Origin of the sequence: Stappia sp., from assembly GCF_048268045.1 — a bacterium.
Taxonomy (GTDB): domain Bacteria; phylum Pseudomonadota; class Alphaproteobacteria; order Rhizobiales; family Stappiaceae; genus Stappia.
In genome coordinates this window covers 296,004-314,169 of record NZ_JBLWWG010000002.1, presented here as the reverse complement: position 1 = coordinate 314,169, position 18,166 = coordinate 296,004, and the positions used below count along the sequence as shown (strand labels likewise).

General features: G+C 66.6%; 17 protein-coding genes and 1 tRNA gene. 7 read left to right on the top strand and 11 right to left on the bottom strand.

Translation table 11 applies throughout. The features are described from left to right. The first annotated feature begins 151 nt into the window (after positions 1–151). From ACN0WF_RS03980 to leuB, 4 genes are all read left to right on the top strand, one after another. Positions 152–1,321 (top strand): M20 aminoacylase family protein, encoded by a 1,170-nt coding sequence (locus ACN0WF_RS03980; protein ID WP_417771484.1) that lies wholly within the window; start codon positions 152–154, stop codon positions 1,319–1,321. 112 nt (positions 1,322–1,433) lie between these two features. Next, positions 1,434–2,216, top strand: a complete 783-nt coding sequence (locus tag ACN0WF_RS03975) for a sulfite exporter TauE/SafE family protein (RefSeq protein WP_417771483.1) — start codon at positions 1,434–1,436, stop codon at positions 2,214–2,216. Positions 2,217–2,265: 49 nt separating this feature from the next. Beyond that, complete coding sequence (locus tag ACN0WF_RS03970; protein ID WP_417771482.1) at positions 2,266–3,204, top strand: threonine/serine dehydratase; 939 nt, start codon at positions 2,266–2,268, stop codon at positions 3,202–3,204. A 94-nt stretch (positions 3,205–3,298) separates the two neighbouring features. Continuing rightward, positions 3,299–4,411 (top strand): 3-isopropylmalate dehydrogenase, encoded by a 1,113-nt coding sequence (leuB, locus tag ACN0WF_RS03965; protein WP_417771481.1) that lies wholly within the window; start codon positions 3,299–3,301, stop codon positions 4,409–4,411. Between the two features lie 95 nt (positions 4,412–4,506). Here leuB and ACN0WF_RS03960 read toward each other — a convergent pair whose 3' ends face one another. The 4 genes from ACN0WF_RS03960 to ACN0WF_RS03945 form a co-directional block, all read right to left on the bottom strand. Continuing rightward, positions 4,507–4,725, bottom strand: a complete 219-nt coding sequence (locus ACN0WF_RS03960; protein ID WP_417771480.1) for a Trm112 family protein — start codon at positions 4,723–4,725, stop codon at positions 4,507–4,509. Between the two features lie 62 nt (positions 4,726–4,787). Further along, positions 4,788–5,468 (bottom strand): LON peptidase substrate-binding domain-containing protein, encoded by a 681-nt coding sequence (locus ACN0WF_RS03955; protein WP_417771479.1) that lies wholly within the window; start codon positions 5,466–5,468, stop codon positions 4,788–4,790. 158 nt (positions 5,469–5,626) lie between these two features. Further along, positions 5,627–6,619 carry a thioredoxin gene (gene trxA, locus ACN0WF_RS03950; RefSeq protein WP_417771478.1) on the bottom strand — a complete coding sequence of 331 codons (993 nt, stop codon included), beginning with the start codon at positions 6,617–6,619 and terminating at the stop codon, positions 5,627–5,629. A 111-nt stretch (positions 6,620–6,730) separates the two neighbouring features. Continuing rightward, positions 6,731–7,264, bottom strand: a complete 534-nt coding sequence (locus ACN0WF_RS03945; RefSeq protein WP_417771477.1) for a prolyl-tRNA synthetase associated domain-containing protein — start codon at positions 7,262–7,264, stop codon at positions 6,731–6,733. A gap of 361 nt (positions 7,265–7,625) precedes the next feature. On the opposite strand from ACN0WF_RS03945, the gene ACN0WF_RS03940 reads away from it, so the two are divergent. Then, positions 7,626–7,700, top strand: a tRNA-Gly gene (locus tag ACN0WF_RS03940). 156 nt (positions 7,701–7,856) lie between these two features. Here ACN0WF_RS03940 and ACN0WF_RS03935 read toward each other — a convergent pair. The 5 genes from ACN0WF_RS03935 to ACN0WF_RS03915 all read right to left on the bottom strand — a co-directional run bounded on the left by ACN0WF_RS03935 (position 7,857) and on the right by ACN0WF_RS03915 (position 12,153). Beyond that, positions 7,857–9,161, bottom strand: a complete 1,305-nt coding sequence (locus tag ACN0WF_RS03935) for a TRAP transporter large permease (protein ID WP_417771476.1) — start codon at positions 9,159–9,161, stop codon at positions 7,857–7,859. Next, a complete protein-coding gene (locus tag ACN0WF_RS03930) occupies positions 9,158–9,640 on the bottom strand; it encodes a TRAP transporter small permease (RefSeq protein WP_417771475.1) in 483 nt (160 codons plus the stop codon). Before ACN0WF_RS03930 ends, ACN0WF_RS03935 begins: the two co-directional genes overlap by 4 nt. Positions 9,641–9,712: 72 nt before the next feature. After that, on the bottom strand, positions 9,713–10,777 hold the full coding sequence (gene dctP / locus ACN0WF_RS03925; RefSeq protein WP_417771474.1) for a TRAP transporter substrate-binding protein DctP: 1,065 nt from the start codon (positions 10,775–10,777) through the stop codon (positions 9,713–9,715). A 30-nt stretch (positions 10,778–10,807) separates the two neighbouring features. Beyond that, positions 10,808–11,602, bottom strand: a complete 795-nt coding sequence (locus ACN0WF_RS03920) for an alpha/beta fold hydrolase (protein ID WP_417771473.1) — start codon at positions 11,600–11,602, stop codon at positions 10,808–10,810. Next, a complete protein-coding gene (locus ACN0WF_RS03915; RefSeq protein ID WP_417771472.1) occupies positions 11,602–12,153 on the bottom strand; it encodes a hypothetical protein in 552 nt (183 codons plus the stop codon). The genes ACN0WF_RS03920 and ACN0WF_RS03915 overlap by 1 nt, the downstream gene beginning before the upstream one ends. Before the next feature lie 165 nt (positions 12,154–12,318). Here ACN0WF_RS03915 and ACN0WF_RS03910 point away from each other — a divergent pair, with 165 nt between their 5' ends. Next, positions 12,319–13,269 carry a LysR family transcriptional regulator gene (locus ACN0WF_RS03910; RefSeq protein WP_417771471.1) on the top strand — a complete coding sequence of 317 codons (951 nt, stop codon included), beginning with the start codon at positions 12,319–12,321 and terminating at the stop codon, positions 13,267–13,269. A gap of 109 nt (positions 13,270–13,378) precedes the next feature. Here the strand turns inward: ACN0WF_RS03910 and ACN0WF_RS03905 are convergent, their stop codons facing one another. Together ACN0WF_RS03905 and ACN0WF_RS03900 are read right to left on the bottom strand one after the other, a co-directional pair. Next, positions 13,379–15,409, bottom strand: coding sequence for a methyl-accepting chemotaxis protein (locus tag ACN0WF_RS03905; RefSeq protein ID WP_417771470.1), 2,031 nt, complete (start codon positions 15,407–15,409; stop codon positions 13,379–13,381). A 475-nt stretch (positions 15,410–15,884) separates the two neighbouring features. Next, on the bottom strand, positions 15,885–16,904 hold the full coding sequence (locus tag ACN0WF_RS03900; RefSeq protein ID WP_417771469.1) for a LacI family DNA-binding transcriptional regulator: 1,020 nt from the start codon (positions 16,902–16,904) through the stop codon (positions 15,885–15,887). Positions 16,905–17,074: 170 nt separating this feature from the next. Here ACN0WF_RS03900 and ACN0WF_RS03895 point away from each other — a divergent pair, with 170 nt between their 5' ends. Continuing rightward, the gene (locus ACN0WF_RS03895) at positions 17,075–18,154 is read left to right on the top strand and encodes an ABC transporter ATP-binding protein (RefSeq protein WP_417771468.1); all 1,080 of its coding nucleotides are present in this window, start codon (positions 17,075–17,077) and stop codon (positions 18,152–18,154) included. The last annotated feature ends 12 nt before the right edge of the window (positions 18,155–18,166 follow it).

Genomic DNA, 18,166 nt, shown 5'->3' with positions numbered 1-18,166 from the left:
GCATGGGGAATCGGCGAGACAATTCGGCGATAGGGCTTGCGCCATCACCGCTTTTCGGCGTCAGATACGCCCCTCTCCTGTGGCGTGATCGCGTGCACCGAACGACACGCGGATCACGCGTTATCTCAAGAACGACGGTCAGAGGACGAATATGCCGATCATCAATCGATTCGCCGATTTCGCGGAGGAAATCACCGAGTGGCGCCGTGACATTCACGCCAACCCGGAGCTTCTCTACGACACCCATCGCACCTCGGAGCTGGCGGCGGAGAAGCTCCGTTCCTTCGGCGTCGACGAGGTCGTGACCGGGCTCGGCAAGACCGGCGTCGTTGGCGTGATCCGCGGCAAGACCAACGCCTCCGGCAAGGTTGTCGGCCTGCGCGCCGACATGGATGCGCTGCCGCTGGAAGAGATCACCGGCAAGCCCTACGCCTCGACCGTTCCCGGCAAGATGCACGCCTGTGGCCATGACGGTCACACCGCCATGCTGCTCGGTGCAGCCAAGTATCTCGCCGAAACCCGCAATTTCGACGGCACGGTGATCGTCATCTTCCAGCCGGCCGAAGAAGGCGGTGCCGGTGCCAAGGCGATGATCGACGACGGCCTGATGGACCGTTTCGGCATCCAGGAAGTCTACGGCATGCACAACATGCCGGGCGCTCCGGTCGGCACGTTCCACATCCGCAAGGGTGGCATGATGGCCGCCGCCGATCACCTGCGCATCGAGATCGAGGGCGTTGGCGGCCATGCGGCCAAGCCGAACGAGGTCGTCGACACCATCCTGGTCGGTTCGAACATCATCCAGGCCATCCAGTCGATCGCCAGCCGCAACGTGGACCCGCTGAAGTCGGTCGTCGTGTCGATCACGGCCTTCAATGCCGGCTTCTCCGACAATGTGATCCCGCAGACTGCGGTCCTGCGCGGCACCGTGCGCACCCTCGACCCGGATGTGCGCGACCTGGCCGAGAAGCGTCTGAAGGAGCTGGTCCCGACCATCGCGGAGGCCTATGGCGCCAAGGCGGTCGTGAACTACAGCCGCGACTACCCGATCACCTCCAACCACGCCGAGCAGACCGACTTCGCAGCCTCCGTGGCGGCCTCGATCGTCGGCGCGGAGAATGTCGACACGGATGTCGCGCCGACCATGGGCGGTGAGGACTTCTCCTTCATGCTCGAGGAGCGTCCGGGGGCCTTCATCTTCGCCGGCAACGGCGACACGGCGAAGCTTCACCACCCGGCCTATGACTTCAACGACGATCTGATCCCGGTGGGCTGTTCCTACTGGGTGAAGCTCGTCGAGACGGCGCTGCCGGCCGACTGAGCCGACCCCGACCAGCCAATCGCGGCGGGCCGCCATCGCGGCCCGCCGTTCCGTTTCTTCATCGCCTCGCACGATCCGGGCGCGGCCGCGCTCTTCCCCTGGACTGGCACCGATGGACGCTTTCCTAGCCGCCTTGACCCAGGCGCTCCTTGCACCGGATGTTTCCCCTCTAGTGCAGCTCGGGCTTGTTCTGGTCAGCTTCCTCACATCGGCGGTCTCGGCAGCCTTCGGGCTCGGCGGCGGCGTGATGCTGATCGGCATCATGGCGCTGGTGATGCCGATCGCAGCGCTTGTGCCCGTCCACGGGATGGTCCAGCTCGGTTCCAACGCCGGGCGCGCGGCGGTGCTCCTTGGTCATGTGAACTGGACGGCGGCGCTGTGGTTCCTCGCTGGAGCCGTCCTCGGCGCCATCGCCGGCGGCGCGGTCGCGATCAACCTGCCAGGCGCGGTCATTCGCCTCGCCCTCGGGCTTTTCATACTGTGGATGGTCTGGGGACGCCCGCCGCGCTTCGCCAATACGCCGAAGCGGGCCATGGCCGGCGCAGGCTTCATCGCCACCGCGCTCAGCATGATCTTCGGCGCCACCGGGCCCATCGGCGGCGCCGTGCTGGCCGCACTCGGCCTGACGCGCAAGAGCTTCGTCGCCACCCAGGCGGTCACCGCGCTCTGCATGCATGTGCTCAAGATCGCCGTCTTCGGTGCGCTCGGCTTCGCCTTCGCGCCATGGGCGGGTCTCATCGTGCTGATGATCGCGAGCGGCTTCCTGGGCACGCTCGCCGGCACGAGGCTGCTGTCCGACATGCCTGAAAAGGCGTTCCGCACGGGCTTTCGCGTCATCATGTCGGCGCTGGCCCTGACCCTCATCTGGCGCGGGGCCGAGGCGCTGCTGTCGTGAACACGCGCGCCGCCCCCGAACGCCCCTCACCACGACCCGGAGTTTGCCCATGTCCCCTCCCCCGACCCGCGACGACGTCGCCAAGGCCGCAGCCCGCATCACCGATCATGTCCGCCGCACGCCGGTGATCGAAAGCGGCGCGGGCTCCTTCGGCCTTGACGCCTCGATCTGCCTCAAGCTGGAACAGCTCCAGCACTCGGGATCGTTCAAGGCCCGCGGGGCCTTCAACACACTCCTCTCCGGCGGCGTTCCCACCGCCGGCGTCGCCGCGGCCTCGGGCGGCAACCACGGCGCGGCTGTCGCCTATGCGGCACGCGCCCTCGGCATCCCCGCCGATATTTTCGTGCCCGAAACCTCCTCCCCCGCGAAGATCGCCCGCATCCGCTCCTATGGCGCGACGCTCCACATCGGCGGCGCGCGCTATGCGGATGCCGCCGAGGCCTGCGCCCGCCACCGGGCCGAGACCGGCGCGATGGATATTCACGCCTATGACGCGCCCGGCACCATCGCCGGACAGGGCACGGTGGCGCTGGAGTGGCTGGAGCAGACGCCCGACCTCGACACGGTGCTGATCGCCGTCGGTGGCGGCGGGCTGATCTCCGGCTGCGCGCTCTGGCTGTCGGGCAAGGTCAAGGTCGTCGCCGTCGAGCCGGAAGGCTCCTGCGCGCTGCATGCCGCGCTCGAGGCCGGAACGCCGGTGGATGTGCCGGTCGAAAGCCTGGCCGCCGACAGCCTCGGCGCCAGGCGCTGCGGCGATCTGGTTCACACGATCTGCTCCACCCATGTCGCGGAAAGCCTGCTCGTCGCCGATGCGGCGATCGCCGAGGCCCAGACCCGCCTGTGGCGTGAGTTGCAGCAGGCCGTCGAACCGGGTGCGGCAACCGCCCTCGCCGCCCTGACGAGCGGCGTCTACAGGCCCGCTCCCGGCGAGCGCGTCGGCGTTCTGGTCTGCGGCGGCAACGTCGCGCTCGACACCATCGCCGCGTGAGCCGGGGCCGCCCGACGCTTGCCAACGGACGCGCGAGCGATTAGCAAAAAACTCCGAGTTTCGCCTTCAGAACAACCCCGAGGAAACGTTTCCCATGACCACGCACAAGCTCCTTCTCCTGCCCGGCGACGGCATCGGCCCGGAAATCATGGAGGAGGTGAAGAAGGTCGTCTCCTGGTTCGGCGCGCATGGCCCCGCGACGTTCGAGACCGAGACCGACCTCGTTGGCGGATGCGCCTACGATGCCCACGGCCAGGCAATCTCCGACGCGACCATGGAAAAGGCGATGGCGGCGGATGCGGTCATCTTCGGCGCGGTCGGCGGGCCGAAGTGGGATGGCGTTGCCTATGAGGTGCGCCCCGAGGCCGGCCTGCTGCGCCTGCGCAAGGACATGGAGCTCTTCGCCAACCTGCGCCCGGCGATCTGCTACCCCGCACTCGCCGATGCCTCCTCGCTGAAGAGCGACGTGGTCGAGGGTCTCGACATCCTCATCCTGCGCGAGCTGACCGGTGGCGTCTATTTCGGCGAGCCGAAGGAGATCATCGACCTCGGCAACGGCCAGAAGCGCGGCATCGACACGCAGATCTACGAGACCTACGAGATCGACCGCATCGCCCGCGCCGCCTTCGAGCTGGCCCGCACCCGTCGCGGCAAGGTCACCTCGATGGAAAAGCGCAACGTCATGAAGTCGGGCGTGCTCTGGAACGAGGTCGTCACCCAGACCCATTCCGACGGCTTCCAGGACGTCGAACTCGAGCACATGCTGGCCGATGCCGGCGGCATGCAGCTGGTGCGCTGGCCCAAGCAGTTTGACGTGATCGTCACCGACAACCTCTTCGGTGACATGCTCTCCGACGTCGCCGCCATGCTGACCGGCTCGCTCGGCATGCTGCCGTCCGCCTCGCTCGGTGCGCCGGATCCCGACACCGGCAAGCGCCGCGCCCTCTACGAGCCGGTGCACGGCTCCGCTCCCGACATCGCCGGCAAGGGCATCGCCAACCCGATCGCCATGATCGCCAGCTTCGGCATGTGCCTGCGCTACTCCTTCGGCCTCGTCGAACAGGCCGACCTGCTGGAGAAGGCGATCTCGGCCGCGCTCGACAAGGGCCTGCGCACCGCCGACATCGCCGCCAAGGGCGCCGAGACCATCGGCACCAAGGCCATGGGCGATGCCATCGTCGCCGAGCTGGAAGCGCTCAACGCCTGATCCTGCCCCGGCCGGAGCTTGAAACAAAGACGCCCCGCCCGGTCTTCCGGGCGGGGCGTTTCACATTTCGTGCCTGTATCGAGGCAGCGCGGGGATCAGCTTCGCGCGGCTTCGTCTTCCGTGAGCTTGCGCGCCTCGTCCGGCAGCATGATCGGGATGCCGTCGCGGATCGGATAGGCGAGCCGGGCAACACGCGAGATCAGTTCCTGCGCCGCCGCGTCATACTCCAGCGTCGTCTTGGTCAGCGGGCAGACCAGAAGCTCCAGCAGCTTGCGGTCGAGTTCGTGCGCGGGGCGGGCGGGTTCGGTGGTCATGTCGGCGGTCCTCGCGGCCGGCGCGGCCCCTGCCGCGCCCTTTGTTCGACGGTCGGGCGATCCTATTGCAGGATCACCCCATCGTCGCCCTGTTTGCGCGCCATATCCACCTCCGTCAACGCCACCAGCGTCTCGGCGCGGGTGCGCAGGTCCGGCGCCTCGAGCAGCGCCTGCTTCTCCGCCGGACCGTAGGGGCTCATGATCGACAGCGCATTGACCAGCACCTCCGTCGAAGCACGCTCTATGCTGCTCCAGTCGGCTTCGAGGTCATTGGCGTCGAGATAGGTCTTGAGCGTGCGGATCAACCCGTCGCGGTCGACCTCACCCTCGCCCCGGCCAGCCTCGAAGTCGCCGGGAAAGGCCTCGCTTGAAATCCGGCCGATACGGAAGGGCGTCACCGTTTCCAGCTCCTCTTCCAGCGTGAAGCGGGCAACGCCGGTGAGCGACACCAGATAGCGCCCGTCGCCGGTCTCCTGCAGCGCGACGATGCGCCCGGCGCAGCCGACCGAAACCAGAGGCGGGATTTCCTGCGCCGATGCGCCGCCTTCCTCGAAGTCCGGCTGGATCATGCCGATCATCCGGTCGCCGCGCATCGCCGCGTCGATCATCGCCACATAGCGGGGCTCGAAGATGTTGAGCGGCATCTGCGCCTGTGGCAGCAGCACGGTGCCCGACAGCGGAAAAAGGGGCAAGGTCGAGGGAATGTCGGCCGGGCCCGAGTAGCTCTTGTTTCCTGCGCGCATGACATGGCCCTCCGTTTCTCCGCGCGTCCAGCGCGCGGCGTCATACCGGACATATGGACACGGGCACCACATCCTGCCAGTCCACGCCGCCCCGAAGGGCGGTGGCCGACAGGACGATGGCGCCTGCGCCCGCCCGCTCTCGCGTCAGGGTATACGTCTCAGCTGAACAGAACGGATGACAGCTTCCGCCGGCCATAGCCCGTCGCCGGCTCTTTCGCGCCCCAGGCCTCGAAGAACTGGAGAAGCTGCTTGCGCGCACCGTCCTCGTTCCATTCCCGGTCGCGGCGCACGATCTCGATCAGGTGATCGACGGCGAGCTTCTTGTCGGGCCGCGCGGACAGCGCCACGGCGAGGTCGAAACGGGCCTGGTGATCGCCCGGATCGGCCTCGATGCGCGCCTCCAGCTCGGCGAGGTCGCCAAGACTGGCGGCCTGCTCGGCAAGCTCGATGGCCGCGCGCGCGGCCAGGATCGCAGGGTGATCCTTGGCAACAGTCTCCGGCGCGGCCTCAAGCACCTGACGTGCCTGATCGAGTGCATCGGCGGCGACGTAGCACTGGGCAAGTCCGCCGAGCGCAGCGCCGTTTTCCGGCTCCTGCGTCAGCGCCGCGCCGTAAAGCTGGGCGGCGCGGCCGAGGTCGCCCGCCTCGCGCGCCGTCTCGGCTTCGGCGATATAGGTCTCCGCCTCGCTCGGGCCCGCGGGGCCGGTGAGACGCTCGATGAACGACTTGATCTCGCTTTCGGGCTGCGCGCCCATGAAGCCGTCGACCGGCTGGCCATTCTTGAAGGCGATGACCGCCGGGATCGACTGGATACCGAGCTGGCCGGCCACCTCGGGGTGCTCGTCGATGTTCATCTTGGCAAGCACCACCGCGCCACGCGCCTCGGTCACCGCCTTTTCCAGCGCCGGGGTCAGCTGGCGGCACGGCCCGCACCAGGGGGCCCAGAAATCGACCAGAACCGGGCGCTCGCTGGAGGCATCGATGACGCTGGCGCGAAAGTCCTGGGTGGTCACGTCACGGATGACGTCGCCGCTGGCGGCAGGCCGGGCAGAAGCCGCGGGCGTCGGGGCGCCGCCTCCCATGCCACCGCCCATGCCGCCACCGAACGCGCCACCAAAGCTGCCGCCAACCGAATATCCGTCATTGCTCATCTAAAGCATCCCCATGTCCCCGGTCCGCTCCGGGGCCGGCAACACGGGGCCGGGGCGGAGAAGACGCGCGTCGTTTTCGTGGCCCTAACATGGGCACCGTACGGCCCAAATTCAAACGTCGTTCCCCGCCTCCGTGGCGGCCTCTTCCCCGCTCACCGCGATCACCTGCGGATCGTGGCCGCAGGCGCGGGCGAAGACCAGCAGGTCATCCCGGCAAATGGTCGTGGTCGCGATGTTTTCCAGCGGATGAAAATTGAGCGGATCCACCGCCATCATCGCCGCGTCGAAGATCGGCGTCACCTGCTGTGCGTCGCGGTCGTTGTAGAGCGCGAAGGGCGTCACCGACCCCGGCCGCACGCCCAGCGTCTCCATCAGCAGCTCCGGCTTGCCGAAGGACAGTCGCCCCTGCGCGCCGATCCTGCGATGCAGAGACTTGAGATCGATCTCCGCGTCCTGCAACGCGACGACAAGAAAGATGCGGCCCTTCTTGTCCTTCAGGAAGAGATTCTTCGTATGCCCGCCGGGCATCCGGTGGTGGATCTCGGTGGACTCGCTGACCGTGAACACCGCCTCATGGTCATGTGTCGTCGTCTCGATGCCGAGGCTGTCGAGAAAGGCGAGAAGATCGGCGCGGCTTGCCGGCATGGAGCATCTCCGGACTGGACCGGGCGAGCCGGCCGGGCTGACAATGAAGGATCGGGACACGCCCTTTCCCCTCCGGTCTAGCGGCGCGGGACGCCGTGCACAAGACGCGATGCGACCTGCGGCAACGATCGCCCCGCCCGCGACGTCCCGCCCTCCGGATGACCGCCTTCCTAGCCGAAAGGGGCCTCCCAGGAGGCCGGGTCACGGCCGCTCCGGCTTGAAAAGACGCAAGAAATCCACCGGTCATCCACAGCAGGCGACCCTTGCGGGGGAGTTGAAAAAACACTGTTGCAATCCGTCGCGCGTTGGTTCATATACAGCCCACCTCAGGCGCCGGCCACGGCTGGCGCCACTGACTGATGCGGGCGTAGCTCAGGGGTAGAGCACAACCTTGCCAAGGTTGGGGTCGTGGGTTCGAATCCCATCGCCCGCTCCAGTCACAGAGGAAATAGCGGGACAGGCTGCCGAAAGGCGGCCTTTTTTGCGTTTGGCATTCGTCCGCACAGCCCCCCCCTTCGCGACCACCCTCGACACGACAACGGGCACGCGGTTACCCGCGCGCCCGTGCGTTGCAGATCGTTCTTCCCGGCATTCAGAGAAGCGAGGGAACCAGGGTCGCGAGCGCCGGGAAGATATAGACCAGAGCCGCGATGGCGAGGATCATCGTCCAGTAGGGCGCAAGCCCGCGGAACACCTCGGATAGCCTCAGCTCCTTGTCGGGTATCGCCGCCAGCACGACGAAGGCGCCGATACCGAAGGGCGGCGTCAGCACGCCCGCCTCGATGACCAGGATGCCGACGATGGCGAAGACCACCGCGTCGATCCCCATCGCCTGCGCGATCGGCCAGAACAGCGGCACCGTCAGCAACATGATGGAGATGCTGTCGACAAAACACCCAAGCACCAGCCAGATCGCCGCCATGACAAGGATCGTGCCGGTCGGCCCCAGCTCCAGCGTTTCGAACAGCACGCCCACCACCTGGGGAATGCCGGCGAGCGCCAGCAGCTTGGAGTACATCGCCGCGCCGAGCAGGAGCAGCATGATCGGTGTCACGACCATGCCCGCCTCGCGGGTCGCATCGATGATCGCCGCCCGGCTCATGCCCTTGGCCAGCGCCAGCAGGAGCGCGCCGCACAGCCCGACAGCGCTGCCTTCCGTCGGCGTGAAATAGCCACCCCAGATGCCTCCCAGCGTGACCACGATGATCGCCAGCACGCCGCCGATGCCAACCGGGTCGGGCCGAGGCGCGCTGTCCGGCAGCGTCGCCGTCTCACCGCCGGTCACTTCCGGACTTCGGATCGCCCGCACCATGCAATAGAGACCAAAGAGCGTGGCCAGCGCGATCCCCGGCAGGACGCCGGCGGCGAAGAGGCGGCCGATCGACTGTTCCGTCAGGATCGCCCAGACGATCATGAAGACCGAGGGCGGGATCAACAGGCCGAGCACCGACGACCCGGCAATGCAGCCGGCGGCGAAGCTGCGTTTGTAGCCGGCCGCCTGCATCGAGGGATAGGCGATGTGGCTGAATGTTGCCGCTGCGGCGACCCCGACGCCGGTGACCGCGGCAAAGAGCGCGTTGCCAGCGACGGTGGCCACCGCCAGCCGCGCCGGCACCCGGCTGAAGCTGCGGTTCGCGGCGGAAAAGAGATCGCTTGCCGCTCCCGACCGGGCGATCAGCAGGCCCATCACCGCAAACAGCGGGATGACCATCAGGTTGTAGTCGCGAAGGCCGTCGAAGGCCGTTTGCTCCAGCAGGCCGAGCGTCATCCACCAGTCCTGGAACAACAGGTAGAGACCCACGGTCGAGCCGATCAGGAAGGAGAGCGCGATATGGACGCCGGCCAGCGACAGGATGAAGATCAGGCCGAGCGCGATCACCGCGGTTTGTTCGATCATCGGGAGGTCCTTTGCAGCGACATGCGGGCCTTGGTCAGGAAGGCGATGGCGAGCAGGCACCACAGCACGGCAACCGCGAGCCGTACCGGCCATGCCGTCACGCGGAAGGCGTCCGTCCCGAAGAATTCATGGGTGCGATAGGCTTGCATCGTCGGCTCGACGGCGATGGCGGCGAGGCACAGGAACAGGGCCGCGCCGACGAGATTGGCCGCCCCCATGGCAAGTGACAGGAGCCGTTCCGGCAGCTTTTCCAGAAGCAGCGTCATTTGCAGCAGCCTGTCCTGCAGCAGCGCCTTCATCGCTTGCAGGAAGGTGACGAGCACCAGGGCGATCGCCACCAGATCGGCGGTGCCGGCAAATGGTTTCCCGAAGGCGATCCGCGCGACGACGTCATAGACGATCAGCGCCGCCGAAAGGTAGACGACGAGGCTGCCGATATCCGCCAGCAGGCCGGCCGCCCGTTTGATGAAACGTTCCATGTCTCTCCCCCGTTGAACGGACTGCACCAGCGGATGGCCGGCCGGGCACCGCCCGACCGGCCATCCAACGGCTCAGAAATGATAGTCCGTGGGGAAGGTGTAGCCTTCTTCTGCGAGAATGCGGATGTAGGCCTTGAGCACATCCGCCGTCGGATAGTCCCGGTCGGCGAGACCGGCTACCGAAGTGGCCGGGATCTCCGCCACCGCCTTGGCCCAGCGCGCCCGCTCCTCGTTGGAGAGATCGCGCACGGTGATGCCCTCGGCCTCGAGGCGTTCGGCCACAGCCTTGTCGCGCTCGGCGCTGCGTTCGGCCACGATGACCGTGGCCTCGGCCGCCACCTCGTCGATGATCCGCACCACGTCCTCGGGCAGCCGCGCGCGGGTGTCCTCGTTCATGAAGGCGACGAAGGTCGACAGCGATCCGAAGCCGGTGCGGGTGAAGGTCGAGGCCACTTCCTTCAGCCGGAAGGCCTCCATGCCGGAGATGAAGAACAGGCTGCCCTCGGCAAGGCCGGTCTGCATCGCCTGATAGTGCTCGCCAATGCCGAGATTGACCGGCACCGCTCCAATCGGCACGAACAGCGGCGCGTTGGTGCCGGCCATGGCGATGCGCCGCCCCTTCAGATCGTCGATGGACGTCCAGTCGAAATTGGTGGCAAGCCCGTAGGCTTCCGTCACCATCATCGCCAGCACATGCGCGTTGTAGGGCTTCATGCTGTCCTGAAGGCTCGGCACCTCCTTGAGCATCCGTGTGGCGACACGCCCCTGCAGCACCGGATCTGCGGTGGTGAAGGGCACCATGGCGCTGTAGTTCAGCAGCGCCGCGCGCGATTGCTCGAAGCCAATGGGCGAAAGCCCGATGTCGAGCGTCCCGCGCTGCACCGCCTCGATGGCGCCGTCGACCTTGGCGACGCTGCCGCCCCAGGCCTTGATGAAGCGGATGTCGTGTCCGGTCCGCTCCTTGACGCGCTTTTGAACCTCATCGGCGAAGAAGCCGTCATAGGTCGCGATATAGGTGAGGCCCGTCGTGTGACCGCCTCCCATGCGCAGCAGAAAGCTGTCCGCCTGCGCCTCCACTGCGGAGGCCGCCAGCAGCGCCACCCCGCACAAACCCTTGATCCACGTGCCCAGTTTCATGTTTTTTTCCCTCCCAGGTAGTTCGGTTCGTCAGATCGACGCCAGCACGGCTTGCGCGAATTCCTCCGGTGCATTGACATAGGGATAGTGACCACCGCCCGTCCGCCGGTGGTCGGCACTGCTCCAGGTTTCCCGAAAGCGGGTCCTCGCCGGGGCCCTGACGATCGGATCGTCGTCGCAATCGATGACCGTCACCGGCCCCCGATAGCGCTCCGCCAGCGGCACCGGCGAGGAGGACGTGACCTCCAGCAGGCGCCCCTTCAGGTCTTCCGCCGCCAGCCATCCGGTCATCGCCGAAAGCAACAGGCCGGACAAAGCGGTCTTGGGCCCCGCCGCGGCGCGGTCACGCCATTGACCGCGCAGATCCTCCGCCGGCGTCGCCTCGATCGCCGCATGATCGAAAAGCGGGTTCGGCTTCAGGTCCTCCGCCTCGACAAAGCCGTTGCACAGGACGAGCCTGGAGAACGGCCCCGTGGCGAGGGCATATTGCAGCCACCAGGCGCTGTAGGAACAGCCGAGCCCGACCGGCGACACGAGCCCGAGTTCGCCGGCAAGGCTCTCCGTTTCGCGTGCCAGCTCCCGCGGCGCGAGCGTGCCTGGATAGTCGACCAGGATCGGATCGCACCCCCCGTCCCGCAGGAGCGGGGCGACATGGCAGAAGAACTCGGAGGTGCCGCTTGCCCCCGGCAACAGCAGGACGGGTCGCCCCGCCGGGGCGACACCGTGGCGATAGGACAGGCGCCCGCTCCGGCTGTGCGACTTGGGAAAAGCCGCATCCAGCTCGGCAAGCGGCGCTCCCGTCGGTTGCGTGGTCGCGTCGGCCATCAGCTTTCCAGCAGACCGCGCTCGCGCAGCTCGTCCATGGAGTCGGGCGAGAACTCCGCCTTCGGCTGATTGCCGCTGATCACGAACATGAGCAGATGCTCCTTGTCCGGCTCGTCGAAGGTGATGTTCTCGAACCGGCGCTGGACGCCCGGCGGGAAGGAGACGACATCATGCGGCCCGAGCTCGAAAGCCTCGACCGCACCGTCGACCTCCCACGAACACCGCCAGCGCCCGGTCATCGGAATGAAGGTCTCGTTGGTGTCGTGATTGTGCATCATCGGTCCCTTGCCGGGCTTCGCATGGCAGTAGCCCAGGTTGAACCCCTCGGAGATCTTGATGGAGGCATTCTCCGCCGCCTGCGCACCGACCGGCGAGGTCGTCGCCACGTCCGATCCCTCGGGCGGCTGAAAGCCGACGACGTTGTAGAGCGTGCGCTTGCAGTCGGGATGATCGCTGTCCGGCAGGCCGCCGTCAAATCCCTTCAGTTCCGAAAACAGAGCCACGCGCTTGCGCATCTCGTCCCGGGTTACGCGGATGGTCTTCAGAGCCATTATGTCCTCCCTTGGCAGTCTGCTCACTCCGGTCAATTGCCGGAATTTCCCTCCGGACAAATGCGGAGAGCTATCAGGAAGAACAATGAAGGCTGTGGAATGTTTGCAGCAATCGGCTGCGCTTGATATGGACTATCAGGAAATCGAATAATTCAAGAGTATGAAATGGCTGGCTTCGATTACAGCCTGAAGGACCTGCGGGCGCTGGACGCCCTGCTGCGCGACCGGCACGTAAGCCAGGCCGCCGCGCGCCTCGGCGTCAGCCAGCCGGCAATGAGCATGACGCTCAAGCGCCTGCGCGAGGTATTCGACGATCCGCTGCTGATCCGCCAGGGAAACCGCCATGTCCTGACCGACGTGGCGCGTGGCCTGCACGAGCGCGTGCAGATCCTCATTCGCGAGATGGAAGGCCTCGTCGACGACAGCGGCGGCTTCGACCCGGCACGCTCCCGGCGCACCTTCACGCTGATCCTGACCGACTATATCGACGCCATCCTCATTCCCTCGCTGCAGCGCCGTTTCCGCGAGCTTGCACCGCACATCAGGCTGCGCATCGTCGGACCGGACCCGTTCCGCCTCGCCCGCGTCTTCGGCGAGGGCAGCGTCGACCTGACGGTCTCCTACTTTCCAGATGCGCCGGGAGACCTCATTTCCAGGCGCATGTTTTCGGACCGCATGGTCTGCCTGGCGCGCCGGGGCAATCCGGCAATCGCCGAGCCGCTGTCGCTTGCCCGCTTCTGCGAGCTTGAGCATGTGGCGATCGAACCCGCCGAGGCGACGATGTACCGTGCCGTCCTCGACGAGGCGCTGGCCAGGATGAACCTGGTCCGCCAGGTTGCCATTTCCAAGCCGGATTTCGTCGGCGTCCCCTTCCTGCTCGAGCGCTCCGACCTGGTCGCGACCATGCCGGAGCGTCTCGCCAAGCTCTTCACCGCCCGCTTCGATCTCGTCACCTTCTCGCCGCCCCTCGACCTGCCGCCGCTCGACATCCAGATGATGTGGCACAAGAGCACCCACCTTTCCCCCGCTCACGTCTGGTTCCGCTCGCAGGTGATCCAGGTGTGCCGCCCGCAGTCATCGGAAGGAGGAGACATGTTCTCCGGCCCGCTCGCCTGAAGAAAATCGTGAGACCGAGGGGGAAGGGAGTGAGAGGAAGAATGACCGGTCGACAACACCCCGCCGGAGCACGCTTGCGCGCCCCGGCGGGAGATGCGTGACGCCTGTCTCAGGCGGCCCGAACCGTCTCCAGGAAACGGTCCATGACCTGACGCAGGGTCGCCGATTGCGCCGCCAGTTCTTCCGCCGCGGATTCCACCTGGCTTGCGGCGGAGGTCGAGTCCGCGGCGGCGGCGTTGATCCCGACGATGTTTTCCGACACCTGCTGCGTGCCAGCGGACGCTTGGTTGACGTTGTGGGCGATCTCCTGGGTCGCGGCCCCCTGCTCGTCGACGGAGGCCGCAATGGCGGCGGCAACCGCGTTGATCCGCTCGATCACATCCGTGATGCCAACGATGGCCGACACGGAGGCCTTGGTCGATTCCTGGATCTCGCCGATCTGGGTCGCGATCTCGGATGTCGCCTTTGTCGTCTGCTCGGCGAGCTGCTTGACCTCCGCCGCGACGACGGCGAACCCCTTGCCCGCCTCTCCCGCCCGGGCTGCCTCGATGGTGGCGTTGAGGGCGAGAAGATTGGTCTGGTTGGCGATGTTGTCGATCAGGTCGACGACGTCGCCGATGCGGTTTGCGGCGTTCGACAGTTCGCGAACCTTGGTCGCGGTCATTTCAGCATCGCCGACGGCCTGGCCGGCAACCCGCGCCGACTCGTCGACCTGGCGCTTGATCTCGCCGATCGAAGAGGCAAGTTCCTCGGCGGCCGAGGCGACCGTCTGCACGTTGGCCGCCGCCTCGTTGGAGGCATTGGCGGCGGCGTTGGACCGTCCAGCCACCTTCTGCGTCGCCGACGCCATGGTGGAGGACGCGGCCTTGAGCTGGCCGGACGCCCCCACCACGCCGGTGACGACATTGCTCATGGAGCTCTCGAACTCGTCCGCCAGCCGCATCATCGTGCTGCGACGCTCCGTCTCCTGCTCCGCACGGGCCGCGGCGTCGGCGTCGGCCTTGCGCCCTGCCTCTTCCTCGGCACCGACCCGGATCCGGTCGACGGCACGGGCGATATCGCCGATCTCGTCGCGACGCTCGGCCCCGGCGATCTCCTTCAGTCTCTCGCCACTGGCGAGCCGACGCAGCGCGTCCGTCAGCTTGGCAATGGGTCCGGCGATGCCATGGGCGAGAAGCCCCATGCCGATGACCGCAACAACCGCGACGACGAGCGCGGCGACCATCTGCCAGATGACGTCCGTTGCCCTGCGATCGCCCAGCGCCTTCGACAGCTTGTCGGCTTCCGTCATCACCACGGAACGCGGCACGGAGATGATCACCGACCATGTCTTGCCGGTCCGCCCCAGCGGGATCGGCGAGAAGACGTGCAGGACGCCGGCCGCCTCGTCGAAGCGGATCACGGCCTCGCCCTTGGCAAGAATAGCCTCATCGCGCGACGCCTCGGCGTCGATGGCGGTAAGCGGCCCGCCAATCGCCGCGGGATACTCGGAAGAGGCGACCACCAGGCCGTCATTGGAGACAATGGAGACATTGCCGGCGCCGTTGTAGACGGTGCCCTTCACCTTGTTCGCCAGGGTCTGGACGAAGGAGAGATCGAAATCCGCGCCCGCGACGCCCTTGAACGTGCCACCCACGAGGACCGGGACGGACATTGTGGCAAGGGAGACATGCTTGCCCTGGACCACATAGGGCAGCGGCGCGAGAATGCTTTCCTGCCCGGTGGTCTGCGGCCCGATGAACCAGCCGCCCTTCATTACACCGTTGGGATGAAGCTCACGGCTGTCGTACTCGACCAGCGGCTGCACGGCGATCTTGCCGGCTGCGTCGCGCGTCCAGTAGGGCAAGGCGCGACCGGTCGCGTCCGCGCCGACCGAAGCCTTGTTGACGAAATCGGCGTCGGCGCCGTCGAGCGCATTGGGCATCCAGGCGCTGTAGGTGCCGTTGAACCGGTCATTGTCCTTGAGAACGCCAAGCAGGATGCCGTTGAGCTGGTCGCGGCGCAGCCCCTTCGGCGATCCGCCATCGCTCTCTTCCGCCGCAACGACCGCCACGCTGTGCGCCATTGCGCGTGCCGCGTCGAAAGCGCTGTCGACCTCCGTGCGGATGATGCCTGCCTGTGTGGAGGCGAGGCGGCTCAAGGATTCCCTCGCGGAGGCTTCAAGCAAACCCTCCACGTTGTTGGTCACGAAGTTTGCCGTTTCACTCGCCGAATAGACACCATATCCGACAAGTGCTCCCGTGGCAGCAATAACACAAGCCGCTGACATGGAGACTATTTTAAACTTCACCGAGTGAATGTTCACTGAATTACTCCTGATGCCAGCTCGGCATTTAACCGAAGCAGGCGGCCATTCCTCGGGAAATCTGGGTTCAATTGATTTACCCAGCGTAAATTTCGAATATTAAAAATAAATTACGTAGGGGAAGAGCAAATCAGGAATTGAAAAATACCCTCCCTGATAGGGAGGCGGGATAAAATGTCGCAGGCAAAAGCGACCGGGACAGACAAAAAGGGGCGGGGGAGCGAGGTGCATGAAACGAAGCCCGCGGGCCGAACGCAGGGCCAGGCTTCGGACACCTGCGGGTATACGCTCGACCTCGCTGCGCCAGTTGTCAGCTCGACCCACGCCGCAGAAGCTCGACCGGCACCAGGCGTTCCTGCCCCCTCGCGTCCTCGCCCCGCGGCGTGTCCAGGATGGAGACCACGGCAGCCACGAAGTCCGGGATCGACTGGGCGACGGTCGAAAGCCCGTGCGACGCCCAGGCCGCTTCCGCGATACCGTCGAAACCGACGACGGCGAGACGGTCGGGGACGCTGACGCCAAGTTCGTGACGCGCCGTGTTGAGAAAGCCGAGCGCCGTTCGGTCGGTGACGCAGAACGCCGCCTCCAGATCCGGCGCCACTCCGTCCGGGCCAAGCAGCGCACGGGCCGCCATGGCGCCGGCGTCGTAGTCCTCGCGCCCCTGCGCCCATTCGAGGGCCGTAAGACCCGCCTCCGCCAGCCTGTCGCAAAAGCCCGCCGCCCGCCTCAGGCGCGTTGGCGTCTCGGATCCGCTGCGAATGACGGCAAGACGGCGGCGCCCCCCCGACATCAGATGTTCGGCCGCAAGCCGGCTGCCCGCGATATCCTGCGTGCGCACGATGTCGACGGTCGCGCCCTGCGCCTCGCGGTTGACGAGGATCATCCGCTGCCGGCCCTTCAGGCACTGTTCGACGATCTCCGTCGGCGGTGCGCCGGACAGAACGATCACCGCGCGCACCCGGTATTCAAGCACCAGCGTCATCAGCGCGCTCATGTCGCGCGCGCCGGCGTTGAGCAGCAGCGTCGGCTGCCCCCGCTCCATCAGCGCGGCACTCAGCGCGTCGAGCTGGCTGGCGATGAAGGGCTCGGCCAGGTTCGAAGCGACGATGGCAATGAGATCCGACCGGTTTGCATGCAGCCCCCGCGCCAGTCGGTTGACGCTGTAGCCGAGTTCCTCGGCCGCCTTGGTCACTTTTTCGCGCACCGCCGCCGACACGCTCGCCCCCGGCGTGAAGGTCCGTGACACGGCCGACCGCGAGACGCCGGCATGGCGTGCCACGTCGGCGGATGTCACGAAGCCGCCCTTTCCCGACACCCCATCCTCACTCATGACGCCCTTTCGTCCGAATTTAAAAGCCGGCTAATTACGTCCAACTCCCCGCCCCGCATCGTCACAAAACTGAAGCACGCATAGCCTAGTTTGCACACGAGTGCAGTCAAGCGAGAAATCGGCCGAAAAAGATTTTTCTCGATACATGACAATAGGTTAGGAAGAAATCCGTGGTTGGCATTGCCCTTGATAAGGTCACCAAGCGCTATGGCGGGACGGAGGTCCTCGGCGCCGTCTCGCTCGATGTTCGACAGGGTGAGTTTGTCGCCATTCTCGGCCCCTCCGGGTGTGGCAAGACCACGCTTCTGCGCCTGATCGCCGGCTTCGAGACGCTCGACGATGGCGCGATCCGGCTTGGCGAGCGGGAGGTCTCCACGCCCCGCTTCAGCCTGCCGCCCGAGAAGCGCAACGTCGGCATCGTCTTCCAGAACTACGCGCTATGGCCGCACATGAGCGTCGCCGGCAACGTCGGCTACGCGCTCAAGGTCGCCCGCCTTCCCAGCGCCGAGCGCAAGCGCCGCGTCGCCGTGGCGCTTGAAACAGTCGGCATGGTCGAGCACGCGGACAAGGCTCCGGCCGAGCTGTCCGGCGGCCAGCGCCAGCGTGTCGCCCTCGCCCGCTGCCTCGCCGCCGATCCGAGCGTGATGCTCCTCGACGAGCCGCTCGCCAATCTCGACGTCCACCTGCGCGCCTCCATGGAGCGCGAGTTCGTCGAGTTCCACGAGCGCACCGGCGCGACAATGATCTACATCACCCATGACCAGGCCGAGGCGATGGCGCTTGCCGACCGCATCGCCGTGATCGATCACGGCCGCCTGATGCAATTCGCCCGGCCCCGCGATCTCTACCGCGAGCCTGAAAACGAGATGGTCGCGCGTTTCATCGGCAACGGACTGGTGCTTCCCGGCGAGGATGTCTCCCTGCTGTCGCCGGGCACGGGCCGCGCCATGGCACGCGTCTTCGGCACGCCGCAGACCCTGCGCGCGAGCGCCAGGCAGCCCTCCTTCGCCCGCGCCGCGCTCAGCGTCCATCCGGACGACCTGCGCCTCGCCGAGACGCCCGGCGAGGGATTTCCCGCCACCGTCGAGCGCGTCATCTACCGCGGTGGCCACTACCAGATCGACTTTCATCCCAATGCCTCTCCCGACCTGGCGCTGACGCTGAACGCGCCGATCGACCGTTCGCTTGCCCCCGGAGCCCCGATCTCCGTGCGCATCGAAGACGGCTGGGTGATCCCCGCCGCAGCCTGACCCTCCTCCAAG